The 19,206-nt window shown below is 34.2% G+C and carries 19 protein-coding genes; 7 read left to right on the top strand and 12 right to left on the bottom strand.

Annotated elements, in window-relative coordinates:
* Positions 1-104 precede the first annotated feature (104 nt).
* Positions 105-470, top strand: a complete 366-nt coding sequence (locus ACQKN4_RS14990; RefSeq protein WP_427484060.1) for a winged helix-turn-helix transcriptional regulator — start codon at positions 105-107, stop codon at positions 468-470.
* 220 nt (positions 471-690) lie between these two features.
* Here the strand turns inward: ACQKN4_RS14990 and ACQKN4_RS14995 are convergent, their stop codons facing one another.
* From ACQKN4_RS14995 to aepX, 3 genes are all read right to left on the bottom strand, one after another.
* Complete coding sequence (locus ACQKN4_RS14995) at positions 691-1,794, bottom strand: 2-aminoethylphosphonate aminotransferase (protein ID WP_427484061.1); 1,104 nt, start codon at positions 1,792-1,794, stop codon at positions 691-693.
* Between the two features lie 108 nt (positions 1,795-1,902).
* Positions 1,903-3,030, bottom strand: coding sequence for a phosphonopyruvate decarboxylase (gene aepY / locus ACQKN4_RS15000; protein WP_427484062.1), 1,128 nt, complete (start codon positions 3,028-3,030; stop codon positions 1,903-1,905).
* Positions 3,031-3,034: 4 nt separating this feature from the next.
* The gene (aepX, locus tag ACQKN4_RS15005) at positions 3,035-3,937 is read right to left on the bottom strand and encodes a phosphoenolpyruvate mutase (protein WP_079562275.1); all 903 of its coding nucleotides are present in this window, start codon (positions 3,935-3,937) and stop codon (positions 3,035-3,037) included.
* 311 nt (positions 3,938-4,248) lie between these two features.
* On the opposite strand from aepX, the gene ACQKN4_RS15010 reads away from it, so the two are divergent.
* Complete coding sequence (locus tag ACQKN4_RS15010) at positions 4,249-5,013, top strand: YheC/YheD family protein (protein WP_427484063.1); 765 nt, start codon at positions 4,249-4,251, stop codon at positions 5,011-5,013.
* A 1,570-nt stretch (positions 5,014-6,583) separates the two neighbouring features.
* Here the strand turns inward: ACQKN4_RS15010 and ACQKN4_RS15015 are convergent.
* Together ACQKN4_RS15015 and ACQKN4_RS15020 are read right to left on the bottom strand one after the other, a co-directional pair.
* On the bottom strand, positions 6,584-6,784 hold the full coding sequence (locus tag ACQKN4_RS15015) for a cold-shock protein (RefSeq protein ID WP_049665398.1): 201 nt from the start codon (positions 6,782-6,784) through the stop codon (positions 6,584-6,586).
* Between the two features lie 224 nt (positions 6,785-7,008).
* Positions 7,009-7,290: a DUF1033 family protein gene (locus ACQKN4_RS15020; protein WP_427484086.1), complete on the bottom strand. Its 282-nt coding sequence runs from the start codon at positions 7,288-7,290 to the stop codon at positions 7,009-7,011.
* A gap of 127 nt (positions 7,291-7,417) precedes the next feature.
* Between ACQKN4_RS15020 and ACQKN4_RS15025 the strand changes: the two genes are divergently transcribed.
* The 3 genes from ACQKN4_RS15025 to ACQKN4_RS15035 all read left to right on the top strand — a co-directional run bounded on the left by ACQKN4_RS15025 (position 7,418) and on the right by ACQKN4_RS15035 (position 10,543).
* Positions 7,418-9,145 (top strand): methyl-accepting chemotaxis protein, encoded by a 1,728-nt coding sequence (locus ACQKN4_RS15025; RefSeq protein ID WP_427484064.1) that lies wholly within the window; start codon positions 7,418-7,420, stop codon positions 9,143-9,145.
* A gap of 42 nt (positions 9,146-9,187) precedes the next feature.
* Positions 9,188-9,469 carry an acylphosphatase gene (locus ACQKN4_RS15030; RefSeq protein WP_079562271.1) on the top strand — a complete coding sequence of 94 codons (282 nt, stop codon included), beginning with the start codon at positions 9,188-9,190 and terminating at the stop codon, positions 9,467-9,469.
* Positions 9,470-9,835: 366 nt separating this feature from the next.
* Positions 9,836-10,543: a hypothetical protein gene (locus ACQKN4_RS15035; RefSeq protein WP_427484065.1), complete on the top strand. Its 708-nt coding sequence runs from the start codon at positions 9,836-9,838 to the stop codon at positions 10,541-10,543.
* A 704-nt stretch (positions 10,544-11,247) separates the two neighbouring features.
* On the opposite strand, the gene ACQKN4_RS15040 is transcribed toward ACQKN4_RS15035, so the two are convergent.
* On the bottom strand, positions 11,248-11,955 hold the full coding sequence (locus ACQKN4_RS15040; protein ID WP_427484066.1) for a DNA alkylation repair protein: 708 nt from the start codon (positions 11,953-11,955) through the stop codon (positions 11,248-11,250).
* A gap of 72 nt (positions 11,956-12,027) precedes the next feature.
* Entirely contained in the window at positions 12,028-12,693 is a 666-nt protein-coding gene (locus ACQKN4_RS15045; protein ID WP_427484067.1) for an MBL fold metallo-hydrolase, read from the bottom strand.
* 867 nt (positions 12,694-13,560) lie between these two features.
* On the opposite strand from ACQKN4_RS15045, the gene ACQKN4_RS15050 reads away from it, so the two are divergent.
* Positions 13,561-13,683, top strand: a complete 123-nt coding sequence (locus ACQKN4_RS15050; protein ID WP_079562266.1) for a YjcZ family sporulation protein — start codon at positions 13,561-13,563, stop codon at positions 13,681-13,683.
* 397 nt (positions 13,684-14,080) lie between these two features.
* On the opposite strand, the gene ACQKN4_RS15055 is transcribed toward ACQKN4_RS15050, so the two are convergent.
* On the bottom strand, positions 14,081-14,347 hold the full coding sequence (locus ACQKN4_RS15055) for a hypothetical protein (protein WP_079562265.1): 267 nt from the start codon (positions 14,345-14,347) through the stop codon (positions 14,081-14,083).
* A gap of 231 nt (positions 14,348-14,578) precedes the next feature.
* Between ACQKN4_RS15055 and ACQKN4_RS15060 the strand changes: the two genes are divergently transcribed.
* Positions 14,579-14,911 carry a DUF3139 domain-containing protein gene (locus ACQKN4_RS15060; protein WP_079562264.1) on the top strand — a complete coding sequence of 111 codons (333 nt, stop codon included), beginning with the start codon at positions 14,579-14,581 and terminating at the stop codon, positions 14,909-14,911.
* 90 nt (positions 14,912-15,001) lie between these two features.
* Here the strand turns inward: ACQKN4_RS15060 and ACQKN4_RS15065 are convergent, their stop codons facing one another.
* From ACQKN4_RS15065 to ACQKN4_RS15080, 4 genes are all read right to left on the bottom strand, one after another.
* The gene (locus ACQKN4_RS15065) at positions 15,002-15,784 is read right to left on the bottom strand and encodes an ABC transporter ATP-binding protein (RefSeq protein ID WP_079562263.1); all 783 of its coding nucleotides are present in this window, start codon (positions 15,782-15,784) and stop codon (positions 15,002-15,004) included.
* Between the two features lie 17 nt (positions 15,785-15,801).
* Positions 15,802-16,764, bottom strand: coding sequence for a FecCD family ABC transporter permease (locus tag ACQKN4_RS15070; protein WP_079562262.1), 963 nt, complete (start codon positions 16,762-16,764; stop codon positions 15,802-15,804).
* Entirely contained in the window at positions 16,761-17,768 is a 1,008-nt protein-coding gene (locus tag ACQKN4_RS15075; RefSeq protein WP_427484087.1) for a FecCD family ABC transporter permease, read from the bottom strand. Before ACQKN4_RS15075 ends, ACQKN4_RS15070 begins: the two co-directional genes overlap by 4 nt.
* An 82-nt stretch (positions 17,769-17,850) precedes the next feature.
* Positions 17,851-18,753 carry an ABC transporter substrate-binding protein gene (locus ACQKN4_RS15080; protein ID WP_427484088.1) on the bottom strand — a complete coding sequence of 301 codons (903 nt, stop codon included), beginning with the start codon at positions 18,751-18,753 and terminating at the stop codon, positions 17,851-17,853.
* Between the last annotated feature and the right edge of the window lie 453 nt (positions 18,754-19,206).

Here is a 19,206-nt window from a genome sequence, read left to right on the forward strand (position 1 = left end):
AATCTAGGTATATACTATATCTACAGTCACAATAATAAAAGTAGGCATTTTTTTATGACATAGTCACAAAAAAAGTACCTTAGGAGAGAGGGATACGACAACCAATGGCTCGATTTAATTTTCAAGGAGAACCTCCTACCGAAGAACAAGAGGAAGTATGTTCGTTGACACTTACTCAAAACGTAATCGCTGGAAGATGGAAAATTATAATTTTATGGTATCTAAGTAGGCGTACAAGAAGATTTAACGAACTTCAAAGGTTGTTACCAGGCATTTCAAAAGGGATATTGACAAGACAACTGAGAGAGTTGGAAGAAGACGGAATGGTTCACAGAGAAGTGTATAAACAAGTTCCTCCAAAAGTTGAATACTCACTAACAACACAAGGGAAAAGTTTTATTCCAGTATTGAACACTATGGGAGAATGGGGTAAAAAATATATAGAGAAAAAACAACAGGAAAAAAATTAGTCCTTACTAAATTCTTGATTTCACTGCATAAAAAGCCAATGTTTTGAATAAACTTTATTCAAAACGTTGGCTTTCCTTTAATTTCAAGAATTATTTTATAATAAAGATTAATTATTTTGATTCTTCTTATCCCGCAAAAGCCCCTGTTAGTTGGACAAGGAAAAGCAAAAAAATAATCAATTAATCTCACCTACATTGTAGGTTTTCCACTGTTCCCTAACTATTTCAGGGATTGAAGATATTTTTCTAATAAAGATAAAAAGAGGTCGATATCATCTTTACTAAGATCACCAATATTGGCCACCCTAAAAGAATTTAATTGATAAACTTTCCCAGGATATATCGTTATTCCGTTAGCATAAAAATAATCATGCATTTCTTTAAAATTATACTTTTCATTTTTGGGTTCTACTATTGCTGTAATAATTTTTGAATGGTGCTCGACAGGGACGAGATAACTTAAACCAAGTCTAGAGAGGCCTTCTACTAAAGTTTCCCAACATTTAGAATAACGTTCATATCTTTCTTTTATTCCTTCTGCTTTTAATTCTACAATTGCCTGTTTTAGCGCATAGATAGTTTGTACAGGCGGAGTAAAACGCATCTGACCTGTCTCGATGAAATGGTGATATTGAGAATAAAGATTTAAGTAATAATTTGTCGGCTTTTTTGTTTTTCCTTTTTCTAGTTCGCTTTTTTTAGCTATAACAAAAGAGACTCCTGCCATTCCTTGAAGGTTTTTATTGGAGCTAGCCGCCAAATAACTTATTTTCATTTTACTCATATTAATAGGAATTGCCGCAAACGAACTCATTGCATCTACCATCATATTAATCTCATTTTCTGCACAAATGGAGCCAATCGATTCTATATCGTTTAATAATCCCGTTGTAGTTTCATTATGCACAACAGCTAGATAAGATACTTTTCGAGGATTTTTTTGAATGAATGACTGTAACTGATCTAATTTAATAGGTTGATCGGGTGGACTTAAAAACTCAATCCAATCCAGCTGATAAGCTTCTGCAATTTCACACATTCTTTTTCCATAGGCTCCGTTATTAATGATTACTAAAACCCCATCAGTCATTACTGAACTCAAGATTGATTCTACAGCAGCAGTACCTGAACCACCGAATAACACGGTTGTATATTGATTCTCTTCTGAAACTAAACTAGTAAGTTCAGAAGTAACAAATTGCAATAATTGGCTGAAGTCATCTTCACGAGGGCAAATATCAGGTACCACTTGTGCGTATTTAACCGTATCTGTTGTAGTAGCAGGTCCGGGATTCAGTAATATATTTCTTTTAATTTTTTTCACGGTACTCCTCCCTTTAATTTTATTACACTTTTATACGCGGTTCGAATTATCCCTGTAGAGAAGTTCTTATAGGTAAGATCGACCTGCTAATATTTATTTTCAGAACGATTATTTAAGAAATCTCTGTAAACGAGTTTTAACTTCACTTGGAGTAACTTTTGGACGTCCTAGATTTTGTTTAGATCCCTTTGAGATTTTTAAATAAATAAAAGTCAGCCCTTTTGTCATTTTCCATTCTTGAATACACTTTTCAAGTTCATGTAAACTATGGATATAGCATGACTTTTCATAACCGCAAGCTGCAGCAATATTGACAAAATCAACATTGTGAGAAACGGTATTTTGCCCTCCAGTTGAATCATGAACTTGATTATCTAGAAGAATGTGGAGCATATTTTCAGGTTGATAGTAGCCATTTGTAGATAAGCTTCCCATTCGCATAAGGAGGGAACCATCTCCATCAATAACAATTACATCTATATCTTTTCGCGTATAGGATAAGCCTAAACCTAAAGAACCGACACAACCCATGGAACCTACCATATATATATTATTATCAGAATCCTCGACCTCATATAGTTCCCTTCCTGTTTTACCAGTTGTGGCCATTAGTACTGTTTTCATATCTTTGAATCCATTTATCACTTTTAAAGTGTCAAAACGGCTTGGCAGTGCATCTAAGTCAGTTTGTTCACTTTTTTCCTTATTTTTATGATTAAGACGTTGCTCTATCTTCAATTTCTCACTTTTAAAAGTTTCTTTTCTCACTACAAAAAAGAACGGTCGATTTGCTTCAATCCACTTGTTAGCCTCTTCAAGTTGTCTCTTTGCCTCACTATCATCAAAAGATAAGAATTGCCATTTTATTTGCATGAGATCTAATAGTTGTGTAGTAATTTGCCCCATTAATTCATGCTGGGGCTCATCATTCAACCCGGGCTCTCCACGGAGACTAACAAACCCAAGTATAGGTATTTGAAAGGGGTAGTTTAAGGAAGTCAATGGAGAAGTACAATTGGTTAGACCAGAGTTTTGCATTAAAACAACTGATTTCCTTCCCCCAAGGTATGCTCCTGAAGCAATAGCTACTGCATCACCTTCGTTGGCTGCAGCAATATATTCACACTCATTTATGGAATAGTTAATAAGATTCTTTAAAAATGAACATGGGACCCCACTGTAAAAGTTAAAACCAAGTTTTTTAAGCTCATTTCCAAATTCACTTGTATTTAACATACCATCACTCCGTTTCCGGTTTTGATTGATTATTAGTTGATGGCAAATATTTCTTCTCCGCTTTTTGAAGCTCCTCAGCATTTTGGAGTCTAAAAATCTCTTGTACACTTACAATCGATTTCTCTACTTGAATGAGACTCTCATCTTTTAGGATTTGTTTGGAGATGTTCTGCATAGCAGTGATCGATGCTCTTAAGTTATGGTTAGCCCAGATCGCAGTGCTTATTCCTACTTTTCTGAAATCATTTGTTGGAGTTGTATAATATTTTGTAGGCACAATAACCACTGGATGCCTTCTACCCCATTCCTTCATAAATGCTTCGATTTCTTTAAAATCTGACCTTTTACTATGCATAAGAATTGCATCAGCGCCTGCCTTTCTGTAGGCTTCCGCACGTTTAAGGGCTTCATCCAATCCCAAGCCTGCAATAAAAGCCTCGACTCTAGCTACAACCATAAAGTCTTCATCCTCTTGCGTATCTTTCATTGCTTTTATTTTCCCGCAAAATTCTTCAATCGATGCGAGAAGCTGTAATTCGCCATTAATAAATGAGTTCGTTTTCGGAAAAATTTTATCCTCGATACATACTCCAGCAATATTCAATTGTTCTAGTTTTCTAACTAACCGCCGAGCATTGTTAAAATTCCCATATCCTGTATCTCCATCCAATAGGATAGGAATTGTTGTCGTATCACTCATAAATTCAAGTATATCTAATATCTGCGTCCAAGAAGCTTCATTATTATCTCTTACACCCAATGATCCTGAAATTGATAGACCACTCGCCCAAACCCCTTTAAAACCGGCCTCCTCTACAACTTTTGCGGAAAGACCGTTATGGGCTTCCATTAAAAATTCGAGTTTATCTGAATATATTAATTCTTTTAATTTCTTCGTCTTTTTCAATATCTTCCATCTCCTTACTCGACATATCGTATTATCATATGACTAAAAGTAAAGATTAGCAGGGCAGATACATTAGAAACTAACGATTTTGAAATCAAAAAAGGAAGTATAGAGAACCATCACAATGCTATTTTCTGTGTAGTATATTTATTATGGGACTCTAACAGAAAAATGGGAAAGATTAATTGCGTTACTAAGTCACACCCACCCATGGAAGACAAATCTATTTACATACAATACAGTACCTTCATAAGAGGAGAGGACTACACTCTTAATACTAAAAAAATATCTTACTAAATGAGGTGCGTTTATTGAAAAATGGACTTGGGAAATGGGAACAATTCCTACTATTAAATAAAAATCCTTTAACAACTAACTGCATTCCAAAATCAACACTTTACAGTCTAGAAAACCTCATCTATTTTTTAGATAGGTATGAGTATGTTTATGTGAAACATACTAGCACCGGGCAAGGAAGAGCAATTTATAAAGTCTACAAAAGAAAAGATGGACACTATTGTTTTAATGGATTTAACATGCAAGGTAAAGAAATAAATAAGTGTGTGGCAGCAATTGAGGATTTCCATAAAATTCTACACCCATATGAGAAACACGATAAATTAAGCGAAATTTATATAATTCAGGAGGGGATCAAGAGTCTAACCCCTAATGAGGATGCTATTTCTATTCGTGTTCATGTTCAAAATCTAAAAGGAAAATGGATAATCGGTGGTATTTACGGAAGGATTGCATATGAAGATCATGGGATTGTGAATTCAAATCGTGGTTCTCAAGTAATACCGATTGATGAATTATTATCAGATTATATGATGATGGATAATACAAAGAAAAATAAAACAATAGCTTCTCTAAAAAAAATTTCAATTTTAGCATCTGAAGTAATAGCATCCCACTTTCCTTGTAGAGAATATGGCATTGATTTTGGAATAAATCCAAAAGGTAAACCAATATTATTTGAAGTAAATACAACGCCAAGCATAAGTAGTTTTGCCAAAATTGATAAGGAGATCTGGAAGAAAATTGTTGAGATTAGGAAGAAGCAAAATGAAGGCTAAGTTTGAAATGTAGTTATCATATTAGTCCCCAGCATATTTCTATTCTACATCGATAAATTACTTTCCCTATTATAATTATTGGAAAGAAGAAACTTAATTGCATTCATTACTTGTGAACGTTTGGAATTTACCTTTAAGAAGACGTCGTATCAGTCGCATGATGAAGCAACTCAGAATTCTATCAAATTACTCGATTTCCTATTACAAACCTCAAAAAAGCGTAGTAATGAAGCCATTGTCACCAATGTTTTATATCAATAATTCCAACAAGAAAAAGAATTATCTGTTTAAGTCAGTGATTTAACATATGTCCATGTCGGAAAAAATGGCACTATTTATGTTTATTCGACGATCTTTTCAACCGAGAACTGGTTGGTGCAAGTTCGGGCCCAAACAAAGACACAGTGCTTATGTAGATAGCATTGAGCAGTATTAAAGATAATTTTACCAACGTCCAATTAATTTACACAGACCTTGGTTCCGAACTTGATAATCAATTATAATCAATTATTGTGGGATTTAAATAAAATTTTATAATAAATAGTCTACGAAGCTCGTTTACAATACGCCCTTTGTAATTGACGAACCTGAAGATAAGCTTGATTAAAGACTTTGATAACTAGCATAAAAAAGTTAAAAAATCAAAGACAAGTCATTGATGTGACCCATAATTCAACATTTGTTTCCAATGCAGATGCAGCGTAAATTATTTTATTAGAGTCAAATGGAGAAAATGGAACGATAAAAAATACGATATAGAGCTATTTGGCTTCCGATCACGTAAAATCTTTATAGCAATAATTTAAATGTGAATGTAGCATATCAGCATAAAATTGATTCTAATAACTCTTGATTTTTAGGATTATTCTTAGTTAACACTTTTACGGCATTCATCCATAAAATAACCTCTTCGGATAATTTATACGAAGAGGTTATTTTTCGTCAAACTTAATTAATTTATTAAAAAACGACAATTATGTAACTTTAGAATATAGATTGATTAAAAATTTCTTTCAACCCTATTTATCAGTACTGTAAAAACTCCATGTTGAAAAAAGATTGATCAAAATGGAGTTAATCTTTCTAACTAAGTTTGAGATTTTTATTAAAAAGTTAGAGCAATTAAATGAGCCTAGTTTAATAATGGGTTATTTTATAACAGAGTGTTCCTAAAATTTCTTTTGCTATTTCATCTAGCTCTTCTGCGAGTTCATTTTGTGTGGGGGGATTTGGCCACCGCATCGCTTCGCTCCTGATGCTACGTCGCAAAACACGCTAATGCTCCATGTTGTATCTCCTGCTTTTGCTTCCTGCAAGTTCTATACTTATTACCATTAATATTACAACATTTCTTTGACAATCATATATGTAGACAGCCCCTCCTCTTCTCTCTCAATTATAAAATGTTTTTTAGTTTACATAATAAAATTATAATCTTTTTTAAAAAAACGACGACCTAGCTCTATGTGTATTTTTTACTCATCGCCTAAATCTATTTGAATACAAAAAAAGACATCCTATATCAATAGGATGCCTTAAGTTTAACGGAAGTAATTTTAATTTCTGAGAATTAAAGTTTAGTTACGTTAGCAGCTTGTGGTCCGCGGTTGCCATCTACAACTTCGAATTCCACTTTTTGACCTTCGTCAAGAGTTTTGAAACCTTCGCCACCGATAGCTGAGAAGTGTACGAATACGTCGTTTTCGCCTTCTACTTCGATGAATCCAAAACCTTTTTCTGAGTTAAACCATTTTACTGTACCTTGTTTCATTTAAGAAAACCTCCAAAAAAATAAAAGTGAACAATATGTAATTTCTTCAGCGAATGAAAAAATTCACATATTACAAAGAGTACCGTACTAACGCGATCACTTTTTGTAATATGTGAATTCATGTTTCCGGTGAAGCAATTAAATTGTTAACCTAAGTATAACCATCATTCATAATTTTGTCAAATAAAGAAAAATGTTTTTTTAAAAATGTCAAAATTTTATTTCTATGACTTAGATTTCAAAGCGATAATACCGTGATAAATTTGTACATCGTCATCACAAGCTTCGCAAAAAGCACTTTCATCCTCTGACCAAAAAGCCCAAAATCCCCCTTCTTTCGTTACTTCATTGTCATATGCTGATCGGAAGTGTTGCAGTTTTCTTTGTAAAGCTGATTCAAATTGCTCTTCTGTTTCAAAGGTTTCATTTGTTTGTATAAAAGCTTCCCAGCCTTCAAACTTCCACCAAGGCTCATAATCAGCTTTCATGTAAATGATTGTATACATATTTGCCACATTCCCTGCTGTAATAAGATATTTTCATTTTAGCAAAGACATTTGAAATGTCTATTAAAACACACTTTAATATGCTATTATTACCTTATTATTCATAAATTTTGGAGGTATTTTTTTTATGTTTTCAAGTATTCGACCTAAGGCCGAACTCGATGAATTACTAAAGCGTGGTACAAATCTAAATGCAACGGGCCGTTTTAATAAAACACTAGCGTTTAACCATTTCAACTCTCAAGATGAAGAGAATTTAAAAACTCTTTATAAAAAATTAAATGATATCACGCCTTCAATGAACGCTATTTTTAATAACTATTTAAGTGAAATCTCTCTCTCCTCTGAGCTAACGATTAGTGAAGATTATATTAATCGATACTTAACTCAATTTTTCTTAGCTACTCGTGATGATGAATATGTAGATGAAACCGTTAAATTTTTCAATTTATTCAGAAAAAATCAATATGAACCTGGGAAGTTAATCGTCGTCTTCAATCAATTTGCATTTTATATTACTACATACATACTACATAATTTTGGTTTGAAACCTAATAAGGCATTTGAATACATGAAATCCTTCCAATCTGCAGTCAATGTTGATCAGGAATTGCTCGTTGAAGTTTTAACAGAACGTACAATTGAAAATGTAGTTGCTGAAATTTCTTCTTTAATGGATGTTAACGCAAAAATCATGTATATGAAAGATTTAGTATTTAGCTTAGATAAGCAAAATGAAGAAATTCAATCCTCTACCGCAGCAACTGAAGAGATTGCCGCTTCTATTAATGAGGTTGCACGAATGTCTTCACGCATTTCAGAAAAAACAACTGAATCTGTTGATCACGCTGTACAAGGAAAAAATGCCATTGAGCATGCCCTTTCTGAAATCTTTAAAACAGAAGAGACATTTACAACGATTGTAGAGTCCTTTTCAGAATTGCAAAAACGGGTAAATGATATTGAAAATGTTGTAACATTAATCAACCAAATTGCCGATCAGACAAATTTACTTGCTTTGAACGCTTCTATTGAGGCAGCACGAGCAGGTGAACATGGTAAAGGCTTCGCCGTAGTTGCACAGGAAGTTCGTAAGCTCGCTGAGGGCACAGTATCCGCGCTTAGTGAAGTATCTACAAATGTACATCATTTAAAGAGCTATTCAAATGATGTGTCAGTCTCAATTACGGAAACGACAGAGATTATAAAAGAAGCAACCGTTGAAGCTAAAGAATCGTTACCATTATTAAATGCGATTGTTAGTGCCATTGAAGGTATTAATCTGGATGTTACAAATACAGCGGCGATATCAGAGGAGCAAGCAGCAGCTATTGATGAAGTATCCGCAAGAATGATTGAAATTTCTAGTCTTCAAGATGATATTCGCGATTATAGCCATAACACATCTAGAGATATTCACGCATTAGGGAAAGAAATTAATCGATTCCGAAATCACATTATTGAGAATAATAATGTTCAGTTATCGTCTATAGCGCTATTACAATTATCAAAAGCCGACCATATTTTATGGAAATGGCGAATTTATAATATGTTCCTCGGTCTTGAAAACGTCCAACCAAGTGATGTTTCATCGCATACAGATTGTCGTCTCGGTAAATGGTATACATCTGCTCGCTCAGTAGAACGTTTTGGGCACTTGCAGGATTATCGTGATTTAGACGCATATCATTTACATGTTCATGAATCAGCGAAGTTAGCAGCGGAAGCTTATAAGGTTGGAAATATCGAACAAGCTGAAGTTCATTTAAAAGAAGTAGATCAAGCTTCTAAACAGGTTCTCTATTATATCAATAACTTAATTACCTATTTAGAACAAGAACGTGTTATGCACTAAGCACATAGGGGGTACCTTCCCCCTTCAATAGGAGGTGTAAGCTTGAATAAGCGAGCGCTAATTAAATTTTTCGGAGACGTTTATGGGACAGGCTACCGCTTTTTCATTAAACAAAAAGCGATTGAGCTAGGATTAAAAGGTTACTGTAAACTTAATGATCAAGAACAAATTGAGGTTGAAGTAGAAGGATCCAAAAAAGCGATAGATGAATTTTTAGTATTTGTTCAAAAGGGTGTTAGCCCTCAAGCAGATTCCAATTCATTTGCATTAGAGCTTTTTGATGATTTAAAAGGATTTGCACGCATGGACTCAGACATTGTTTAATCTGGATACTCCTTTTTTGTAGTGACGTTACTGGCCAAATTTAAATTTTATTAATTAGGATTGGGAATAATACCCCAGTCCTTTTTATTTTTCCCTTCCATAAAAACCGCTGTTGATTGATCATTGATTCCCCCCTATTGAAAATTTCTTATCTCCTTTCTTTTTAATATATAATTTTTAAAGCGGGTGCATAAGCCATTCCTCTGTTCTGCCTTCCTAATGTATTGAAGCCCATTTTTAGCTGTTCTTTATGATTTTTCATAAATTTTCTTGCTTCATCATAAAATAGAAAATATTTGAACGAAAAAGAGAGATAATGCAAAAACGGATTTCATGGATTATAACAGAAAGAACGGGGTGATTTACATGAAATTTATTCAAAAATTAAGTGTGATTGGACTGTCAGTATGTATATTGAGTATCGTTTTTTCATCTGCCAGCATGGCAACAAAAATCGTTACAGATGAGCACCTGAATCCAGTAAACGAAAAAAACAAAAATGAAATTCATAATTACAAAAACGACTCCGCTAAAATATTAGCACAAGAAACAAAAACGGTGCTCATCAAAACAACAAAAGAAGATAAATCATTATTAGAGAAAAAAACAAAAGAATTTGAAGAAAAAATGAAAATGGAACAAATAGCATTAATAGAAGAGGGATTGAAAAAAGCAACAACACTACAAGATGTAGAAAAGGTAAAAAGTGAAGCAGCTAACTTATTAAAAAAAGAAAAAGAAATGTTTAAAGAAGAAAGCAAAAACTATGTAAAAAAAGTGACTGATACGGAAAAAGTGAACTTAGCAATGATTTCAAGTTCATATAAAACGATTAATGATGACTTTTTCACCTTTAACAAACACAGATTTTATTACTATGATGTAGATAAAAATGAACTGCTTCCAAATAATAAAGTAAATACTACAGAAGAAGTAAGAGCATTTGAAAAAAAACATAAAGAAGATACTATTGTAAAAGATAATCCAATCAACACGTTAATACTGTTCATTCTCCTTGGATCGTTATGTATCATTCCTCTCATCATAAGCAATAGACAAAAAAACAAAGCTTAAGCTTTGTTTTTTTATTTGACCTTATTCGTTTTATTGGGATATTAACACGTCATTTAAATGATTGAGTCTCAAATTTTCGCAGCTATATGAAGGGATATCACCTTAAAGAGTGATTTCATTAAATTTATCCATTAAATGAGATGTTGCCTATTGGACAACTCTTAATTGATTATTTGTGCAGATATACTATAAACATTGTTATTACTTTCTAGACCAAATTGCTATTTCTATTACTTGTTGTATTTGCTGCTGCATGTTCTCATTCTTCTTTTTATTTATGTTTTATTTAGTCGCCACCGCATTTAAAAGTAATTGTTTGTTGTGATCAGACATTACACGCCATTCTTTAACCGTTACTTTCATTTGCTTCCACATCCTTTCAAATGTTTGCTTCCAAACACTGTATGCAATCGTAGGCGCATATAGGACACTTCCGCATTGATTTACTGTGGTAAATGGCGCTATTTCAACTATTACAAAAAAATTAGGTCTACTACTTCTTGATTGCGAAAGACTATCATGTTCTTTCTGTAAGTTATAGAATAGCACGGAACGCTCTCAATACTTTTAGTCCTTTACAATTTTTAGCTCAATAAGCAAAGTTAATTCGATCCATTTATCTGACTTTGCAGGCAAAATTAAAAGCCACACCTTGATAGATGTGACTTAGGATGTTATTCGTTTGGATTGATGCAAAGCTAATATTAACACCTTACATACTTGCGTTTGAAACCGATTCTTCCTCTATCCATTTCTTTTTGAATATTTTCGTAAGCATTTAAAAAACTTGTTTTTTTGTTGCCCCTTTTGAGTTCAACTACCCCTGTTTCCTTTGCGGTCTCGATCGCCTTTTCATGTAGTGGCAAATACGAAATCCCCACTGTGGATAGGAAATTATTCATAGCAGATTTTGTTCTTCCTGGTGCATCATGAATAGAATTTTTCACCATATCGAGCATATTGGAAATCTTGCTTTCGGAAAATTCATTGTCTTTGCGATTCCCTAAAAGCCAGCAATAGCAACTCCAACCCGCTGACACTTTTAGCTCGTCACCGCTTGCAATCCATTTATCAGCAACATCTTGGGCAATATCTGACTCTGATAATGTTACTGCCACTACATAATCAGATAGCATATAAAAATACGCTCCATCTATCCAACGATCAAAATCCGATTCAGTCATTGCTTTTGGGTCTGCAATAATGCCTGCAAAATACATTGCATCATAGTTACCTGTAGCATAAAGCTCTTCAGCTAATTGTTGATTTTTTTTTATTTTCTTTGCAATGGGTTTCATAGCACCTGTAGCAACACCAAAAAGAGGCTCATGCGCACCATTGGATATATACATTTTTTTAGTTCGTTCCTTACCGAGGGCTTCAAGCTCCTGCATAACAGTTTCGAAATCCATAGTTTTGTACTTCCCTTCTTATCACACTATACTCCTCAAGTATATATAGTGGCCTTTTTACGAATTAATTTACTAAGGTTCTGAAATTACTTTTTGAATCTGCTCATTAATATTATCCATACTCAGTCCTCCATGGTAACAAATCACAGATTCAATGTCGAGTTCTAGGTATTTCTTCAAAGAGTTTCGGGCTTCATCTATATCAAGTGCAGTCGGTATATGAATTCCCCCAATTATTCCGTTTACACAGTACATCGAATCTCCAGCAATTAGTGTTTTACTTTCTTCCAAATACAAGCTGATATGGCCAGGAGTATGCCCTGGCGTATGAATAATGCGAATCCCACCGCAATACGGTAATTCTTGACCATCTTTCAAAATATCATCAACCTTGCCCTTTGGTAGATTCTTTAGGTGCCCATCCTTCAACAAAGTTAAATCCCCTTGAATATAAGGCTTATCCAATTCATGAGCATATACTTTAATAGTATTTCCATACTGCTGTAATATATCAGGAAGACTACCTATATGATCAATATCTTGATGCGTCAAAATGACAACTTTTAGCTTATCCAACGGCACTCCGACCTTTTCCATAGCCACGCGTAAATCTTCCATTTGTCCGGGGAATCCAGTATCTATTAAAACAGCCATTTCTTGATCCCATAAAAGAGTTGGATGAATAATATGTTCTTGAAATTCAATATGGAGCATTTCTACTCCCTTCGATATTTTCATAACTTTGGTCTCCTTCAAATTAGACTTTTTGATATTACAGTTGGATTTAGTTACAAAAAAAGTGAAGAAATGAACCTCTTTTGTATGTATACTGCTTATACTATTCGCGATCACAAAACTTACTAATACATACAATAATATTATCTTCAGCTACATGCCCAAAAGTTCCTGCCAATATGGACTAATACTGAACAAAATAATTTAACTTCCTTCAGTAAGTGATTTACTTAGCGAAAGTGAAGCGTTAGTCGGGCGTCAGCGATGTTAACAACACACGACTGAGTGACCAACATACGTTTGTCCAAAACCTCTAGCGGATGTCACTCATAAGGAGAATAGTATGAGAATCTTGTACAATTTGTTGACTCGTGCAAATAATAAATGCTTAGTCATTGTTAATTATTTATCTACTTACAATGAATTGGGAAAGTAAACTTCCACGCACATTGTCTTGCCAGTTTTCGCGGGTATCTACCTTGCTTTAGCGGGTATTGCTTTGCTCCGCGGGTATTCACCTTGCTTTCGCGGGTATTCGCTTCGCTTTCGCGGGTATTGCTTTGCTCCGCGGGTATTCACCTTCCTTCCGCGGGTATTTGCCTTGCTTTCGCGGGTATTGCTTTGCTCCGCGGGTATTCACCTTGCTTTCGCGGGTATTCGCTTCGCTTCCGCGGGTATTGCTTTGCTCCGCGGGTATTCGCTTCGCTTCCGCTGGTATTTACCTTGCTTCCGCGGGTATTCCCTCCTTCCGCGCGTATTTAGATACCCGCGGAAAGAAGTTAAATCTTTTTCTAAGACAACCTATGATAGATATCTCACCCCCTATAAAAAACTATACATATTATAAATTACAGAAAGGAGGGAATTATTATGTCTCAATCTTATGGTAATGGTGGATCTGGTTCTGGCTACGGTTCAGCATTTGCGCTACTTGTTGTTCTATTTATTCTCCTAATTATTATCGGTGCAGCGTTTTTGTATAATTCGTATTAACGTACCTGACATATATCATAGATATTTAATCCATAACATGACAATTATGAACTTCAAAGCCTCTAATGAATTTTATCTAAGGGTCACTACCCTTCGGTGGCCCTTTTAATGATGCAATAACATGCAAAATAAAAAGCCACTACTCGTTGTGAGTGTGGCGCCTTGCTGTCGGTCCAAAATTTGAGGAAATCTCCCTTCATGAGATTAGATATATCCAATGCTCTTTCCAGTTAGAAACTGTTGTTACTAGTCTAAGTCATTATGTAGTCTAGCTTCTTTATTATTGCACGCTAGTAATAACGTACTTCTTGAATCTATCTCCCTTTAGAATATGTAACAATCTATGAAGCATTATATAAACCTATTTCAAATTGGATGTGAACTTGATATCACTATTTTATTCAGTTATTGATGTCACAATGGTTTTATTGTTATTACAGTTTAGACTATTAGCTTTAAATTTTATACTCGTTGAAAGCAGCTGTAGCATATTTAATTCGTTCGCTAGCTTTTCTAATTCAACTAAACCTTCACTTTGCAAATTACTAACTTCCAACTCTAGTTGGCTTAATGATTTTTGTATTGACTCTATATTTTCCTTATATTTCTCTAAAATAATTTTAGTTTCCAATATCTCAACATTCTTGTTTGTGTTCTTTAGCATATGGCAGACTCCCTTTCTTCTACATGAAAGTATCTCAAGAATTGGATATAATTAACACTATTATAATGTTGTTTATCATATTAAACAATATTTATCTCTTTCAAATGGAATTAAAAAACTACATATAGTTAGAACTGACTATATGAAATATAAAGGACTATCTATAATCGACAAGACAATATAATAATTAATAGAAACGAAATTAGGCAGAACTGTTTAGGGAGATGGCGAATGAAAAAATTAATGATTGTTGGGATCATCATTATGTTGCTTGCACCATTTTGTACAGTACATATCAAAAAGCGTCTATATGAAAAAAGAATCGAAAACTATTTGATCGAAGATATGTCGTATCGGGAGAAAGCGATTCAATCTATTGAATGTAATTGGCACTTTGCAGGTCTTCCAAGTTATTGGGTGAATGTAATTTTTTCTGATGAAACAAATGTCGTCTATATTTATTTTGCTCATGATAAAGACCGTTTAGGGCAATTTGAGTACTATACAATAAATGGAACAACTCTTTCGCCAGAACAATTAAAGCATTTTAAGCCTTACGATTAAACTTAGCAAAGGCGCTTTTTCAAAAAGAAAAAAATAAAAAGATTGAAAACGACTGCTTCAATCTTTTTATTTCAAATGAAACTATTTAATTTAAATAACACCTATTGGAATGCAAATGGGGGCTTGATTAACAGGGCTTTCGATAATTTTTGAATTGAGCCCAAATACATGTTGAATCATTTCTTCTGTAAAAATATCATTAGGCGTTCCCTCTTGATATATTTCCCCATCCGCTATACTGATTAAATAATCTGCATAGCTCGCTGCTTGATTTAAGTCATGAAGAACCATTATTATAGTGTTTTTGTGCTTCTGATTTAATGCACGAAGTAATTCAAGTACTTCAATTTGATGTGCTAAATCTAAATATGTTGTTGGCTCATCAAGTAGTAATATATCTGTTTCTTGCGCTAATGCCATAGCAATCCAAGCACGCTGTCTCTGACCACCAGATAATGCATCTAATGTGCGATCTTTTAATAAATCCATTTTTGTAGCTTTTAATGCTTCTTCCACGACTGCCTTATCTTTATCTGAATGGCGTGCAAACAAGCTTTTGTGTGGGTGACGTCCGTATAGACATAATTCCTCTACTGTTAAATCTTCCAGTATTTCTGGTGACTGCGCTAAAAAGGCAAGTTGCTTTGCTACTTCTTTCGGAGAATATTGATGAATGTTTTTCCCATTTAGATAGACACTACCTTGTTTAGGCTTCATCAAACGACCTAAGGCATGAAGAATTGTCGATTTTCCACAACCGTTCGCCCCAATGATGATCGTTATTTTCCCTTTCGGAATGTTTAAATTGATTCCATCTATAATCGTATTTGTTTCATAAGTCAGTGTTAATTCTTTTGCTGATAGTTGTGTCATAAAAGTCGATTATCCTTTCACTTATTTTTTTCACGTCTAAGTAAATAAAGAAAATACGGCGCACCAATGAGAGCTGTAACGATTCCAGCTGGAATTTCTACTGGTGGCATGAGTCCTTTTCCTATCGTATCAGCCATTAATAAAAATAAGGCACCTAAAATAGCTGACATTGTTAAAAATCTACGTGCGTTTGTATCAACAAGCCTTTTAGAAAGATGTGGAACTACTAATCCTATGAAGCCTATTGATCCGACTACTGCTACAGAAGCACCTGTTAAAATTACGCTAACAGAAAGGAAACTATAACGTAATAATTGCACATTTTCACCTAGGCTTGCCGCCACCTTATCACCCAATCCTAAAATCTCTAATTTCCGAGCAAATAATAGCATGATCGGTAACAAAATAATGCAAGGGATTAAGAACAGTATTTCGTTCCAGCTACGTCCCCATAAACTCCCAGTAAGCCAAAGCAATGTAGTATTAACATTATCAGGGAATTTAACGATAAAAAATTGAATACCCGCTTGGCATATCGCGCTTAATGCTATTCCTATTAAAGCAAAGGAGTGCGTTTTTGCGCCTTGCTTATAAGCAAAAACTAATAGAATTGTTGCTACAGTGACCGCTCCTAAAAGTGCTGATATAGGCAACATGATTGTCAAAGCATTAGGTAGTAAAATCATAGAAGCAACTGCAAATAAGCTAGCTCCCTTTGTGACACCAACAACATCCGGAGAAGCTAGTGGATTCTTCAATATAATTTGTAAAATTGCTCCTGCAACTGCCAATGATGCTCCCACAATAATCGCAATAATCATACGAGGTAAACGATAGTTAAACAAAATAAAAGAATTATCACTAAAAATATCGATAGGTGATATTGATATAGATCCAATTCCTAAACTAATAAAAGAAAACGCGAGCAAAATAATTCCACAGATGCTAATCAGTAAATTAGGCTTTTTCTTTCTAATCATTGCTTTATAAGTCGCTCCTTCCTTACTAAATACAAGAAAAATGAAGCGCCTATCAGAGCAGTAACAATTCCCACCGGTGACTCATAAGGATATACGATAAAGTGAGATAAAATATCTGCATATAATAATAAAGTTGCTCCTAAAAGTGCCGAAAATGGGATGACCCGGCTATAATCCGGACCGACAAGTTTCCGTGTAATATGAGGCACAATTAGACCAATAAAACTAATTGGACCTGCCACTGCAACCGAAGAGCCGGCCAACATAATAACTAGTAACCCTCCAATTAGGCGAATCAATTGAACTCTTTCACCTAAACTGGACGCCATACTTTCTCCCAATGATAATATGGAAAATGAACGCGAGAGTAAAAAGGCAATTGCCAGTCCAATAATGATCCACGGCGATGCAACTTGTACATGTGTCCAATCTTTCCCATTCAGAGATCCAACAAGCCAATAGAGCACATCGGTTGCGCGTTCATTTAAAATAACGATAGCTTGTGTAATAGAAGAAAAGAAAAGATGAATCGCTGTTCCAGCAAGTGCTAGTTTGACATGTGTCATTTTCCTTCCAGAGGCGAATACATATACTGTTATTCCTCCAAGCAATGCACCAATAAACGCTGCATACACGGTCATTGATGGACTCAGTGTTGCAAATAGCAGTGTAGCAGATGCTACAGCTAATGAGGCACCCGCGTTGACACCAAAGATTTCTGGAGAAGCAAGTGCATTTCGTGTAATAGCTTGCATCAATGCGCCTGCTACTGCTAATGCAGCCCCTACCATCACCGTAAGTATTGTTCGAGGTAAGCGTAGCGTCTGAATAATCGTTGTTTCTCTTGACTGATCTATTTGAAAGATTGCATTAAAAATTGTATGGATGTTCATAATAGTCGAACCAACACTGAGGTGTAAAAATAAACCAATTAAAAGTAAAGATAGACTTATAAATGCAACGACCCATATATTCAATGTTCGTTTAGAACCCATTGTTTGTATCACACCTTTAACTGAAAACATATCTAAAAATAAGTAATGCGAGAATGTTGTATTATCAACATTCTCGCTTTTAGTAAAGAAATTAATCTTTTAATTGTTTAACAAGGTCATCACCAATTGCTTCAGATGAAATAACCCCACGATAACGAGTCCATAAATCGCGATCTACTACAAAAACTTTGTTTTCTTTCACAGCTTTTAAATTTTTCCAAAGAGGATTTGACTTCCAATCATCAATAACTAATTTACCTTCATTCTGCGCTAACACTAAAATATCAGGGTCGATTGTTGAAAGTTGCTCTAAGTTGATTTCCACATAAGCTTCATTACTTTTTGCAGCAATTTCAAAGCCTAAATTCTCTAAAAGTTCACCATCATAAGAAGAAGCCGTATGTCCTTGGAAAGAGGTATCACGAACAACTGCTGTTAAAATACTTTTTCCTTTTTCATCAGCTAATTCAGCTTTTAAAGCAGCCAATTTATTATCGTGCTCTTTGAGACGTTTCTCAGCTTCAGCCTCTTTATTTACAGCTTTCGCAATTGTTTTGAATGAATCAATATTTTCTATATATGTTGACTCACGACTATTCAATTCAATCGTTGGCGCTATTTTTTGTAAGTCCTCATAAATGTTTTTATGACGTTGTACATCCGCAATGATTAAATCTGGTTGAAGTGAGCTAATAACTTCCAAGTTTGGCTGTTCACGAGTACCAACAGAAGTATAGTTTATTTTTTTGCCTACAAGCTTCTCAATCATGTCCGTTTTATTATCATCTGCAATACCAATCGGTGTAATATCAACACCTTGTAAAGCATCCACAAAAGAAAGTTCTAAAACAACTATCTTTTTAGCATTTGTCGGAACTTTTGTCATCCCCATTTCATGTTTGATACTGATTGATTCTGTTACATCTTTTGCATCTTTATTTGACGCATCTTTTGAATTGCAACCTACTAATAAGAAAAGCATTGAAACAACCATTAGTAAGCCAATCGTTTTTTTGTTACATCTAAAAAACACTTGAAAGCCTCCATCAATTCATTTGATAACAATTATCATTCTCTTTTTATAACACCATATTCACTATGTGTAAATAGTTTTATATAAAAAATATTTTTTTACTTAATAATTCCCTTATTATCATTTTTTAACAAAATTTTATTATTTCTACTTTATTTTATAAGTTCGATCCTCATCTCTCACAAAAGATCAGCTATGAAACATTTCATTTAACACAAAATGACATTCAAACTACTGAGAATTCATTATGTTAAAATATGTACGTAAGTGGAGCAAGACAAACAATTTGCGAATTATATGAATAGCTACGATTTGATTATGCAATAATAAAAAATCTTTGATAGTTAAAGTTTTCAACCTCTCAATGAGTATCTGGAACTAGCGATGTCGATTATTGTTTGGTCCGACTTCGTT

The organism is Lysinibacillus sp. NPDC093692 (assembly GCF_050280125.1).
GTDB lineage: Bacteria > Bacillota > Bacilli > Bacillales_A > Planococcaceae > Lysinibacillus.

What these genes read in the sequence shown, in the direction of transcription:
- ACQKN4_RS14990 (WP_427484060.1), top strand. Translation starts at nt 105, where the DNA reads ATGGCTCGATTTAATTTTCAAGGAGAACCTCCTACCGAAGAACAAGAG.
- aepY (WP_427484062.1), bottom strand. Translation starts at nt 3,030, where the DNA reads ATGTTAAATACAAGTGAATTTGGAAATGAGCTTAAAAAACTTGGTTTT.
- ACQKN4_RS15015 (WP_049665398.1), bottom strand. Translation starts at nt 6,784, where the DNA reads ATGAAACAAGGTACAGTAAAATGGTTTAACTCAGAAAAAGGTTTTGGA.
- ACQKN4_RS15020 (WP_427484086.1), bottom strand. Translation starts at nt 7,290, where the DNA reads ATGTATACAATCATTTACATGAAAGCTGATTATGAGCCTTGGTGGAAG.
- ACQKN4_RS15025 (WP_427484064.1), top strand. Translation starts at nt 7,418, where the DNA reads ATGTTTTCAAGTATTCGACCTAAGGCCGAACTCGATGAATTACTAAAG.
- ACQKN4_RS15035 (WP_427484065.1), top strand. Translation starts at nt 9,836, where the DNA reads ATGAAATTTATTCAAAAATTAAGTGTGATTGGACTGTCAGTATGTATA.
- ACQKN4_RS15040 (WP_427484066.1), bottom strand. Translation starts at nt 11,955, where the DNA reads ATGGATTTCGAAACTGTTATGCAGGAGCTTGAAGCCCTCGGTAAGGAA.
- ACQKN4_RS15045 (WP_427484067.1), bottom strand. Translation starts at nt 12,693, where the DNA reads ATGAAAATATCGAAGGGAGTAGAAATGCTCCATATTGAATTTCAAGAA.
- ACQKN4_RS15050 (WP_079562266.1), top strand. Translation starts at nt 13,561, where the DNA reads ATGTCTCAATCTTATGGTAATGGTGGATCTGGTTCTGGCTACGGTTCA.
- ACQKN4_RS15055 (WP_079562265.1), bottom strand. Translation starts at nt 14,347, where the DNA reads ATGCTAAAGAACACAAACAAGAATGTTGAGATATTGGAAACTAAAATT.
- ACQKN4_RS15060 (WP_079562264.1), top strand. Translation starts at nt 14,579, where the DNA reads ATGAAAAAATTAATGATTGTTGGGATCATCATTATGTTGCTTGCACCA.
- ACQKN4_RS15065 (WP_079562263.1), bottom strand. Translation starts at nt 15,784, where the DNA reads ATGACACAACTATCAGCAAAAGAATTAACACTGACTTATGAAACAAAT.
- ACQKN4_RS15070 (WP_079562262.1), bottom strand. Translation starts at nt 16,764, where the DNA reads ATGATTAGAAAGAAAAAGCCTAATTTACTGATTAGCATCTGTGGAATT.
- ACQKN4_RS15080 (WP_427484088.1), bottom strand. Translation starts at nt 18,753, where the DNA reads ATGGTTGTTTCAATGCTTTTCTTATTAGTAGGTTGCAATTCAAAAGAT.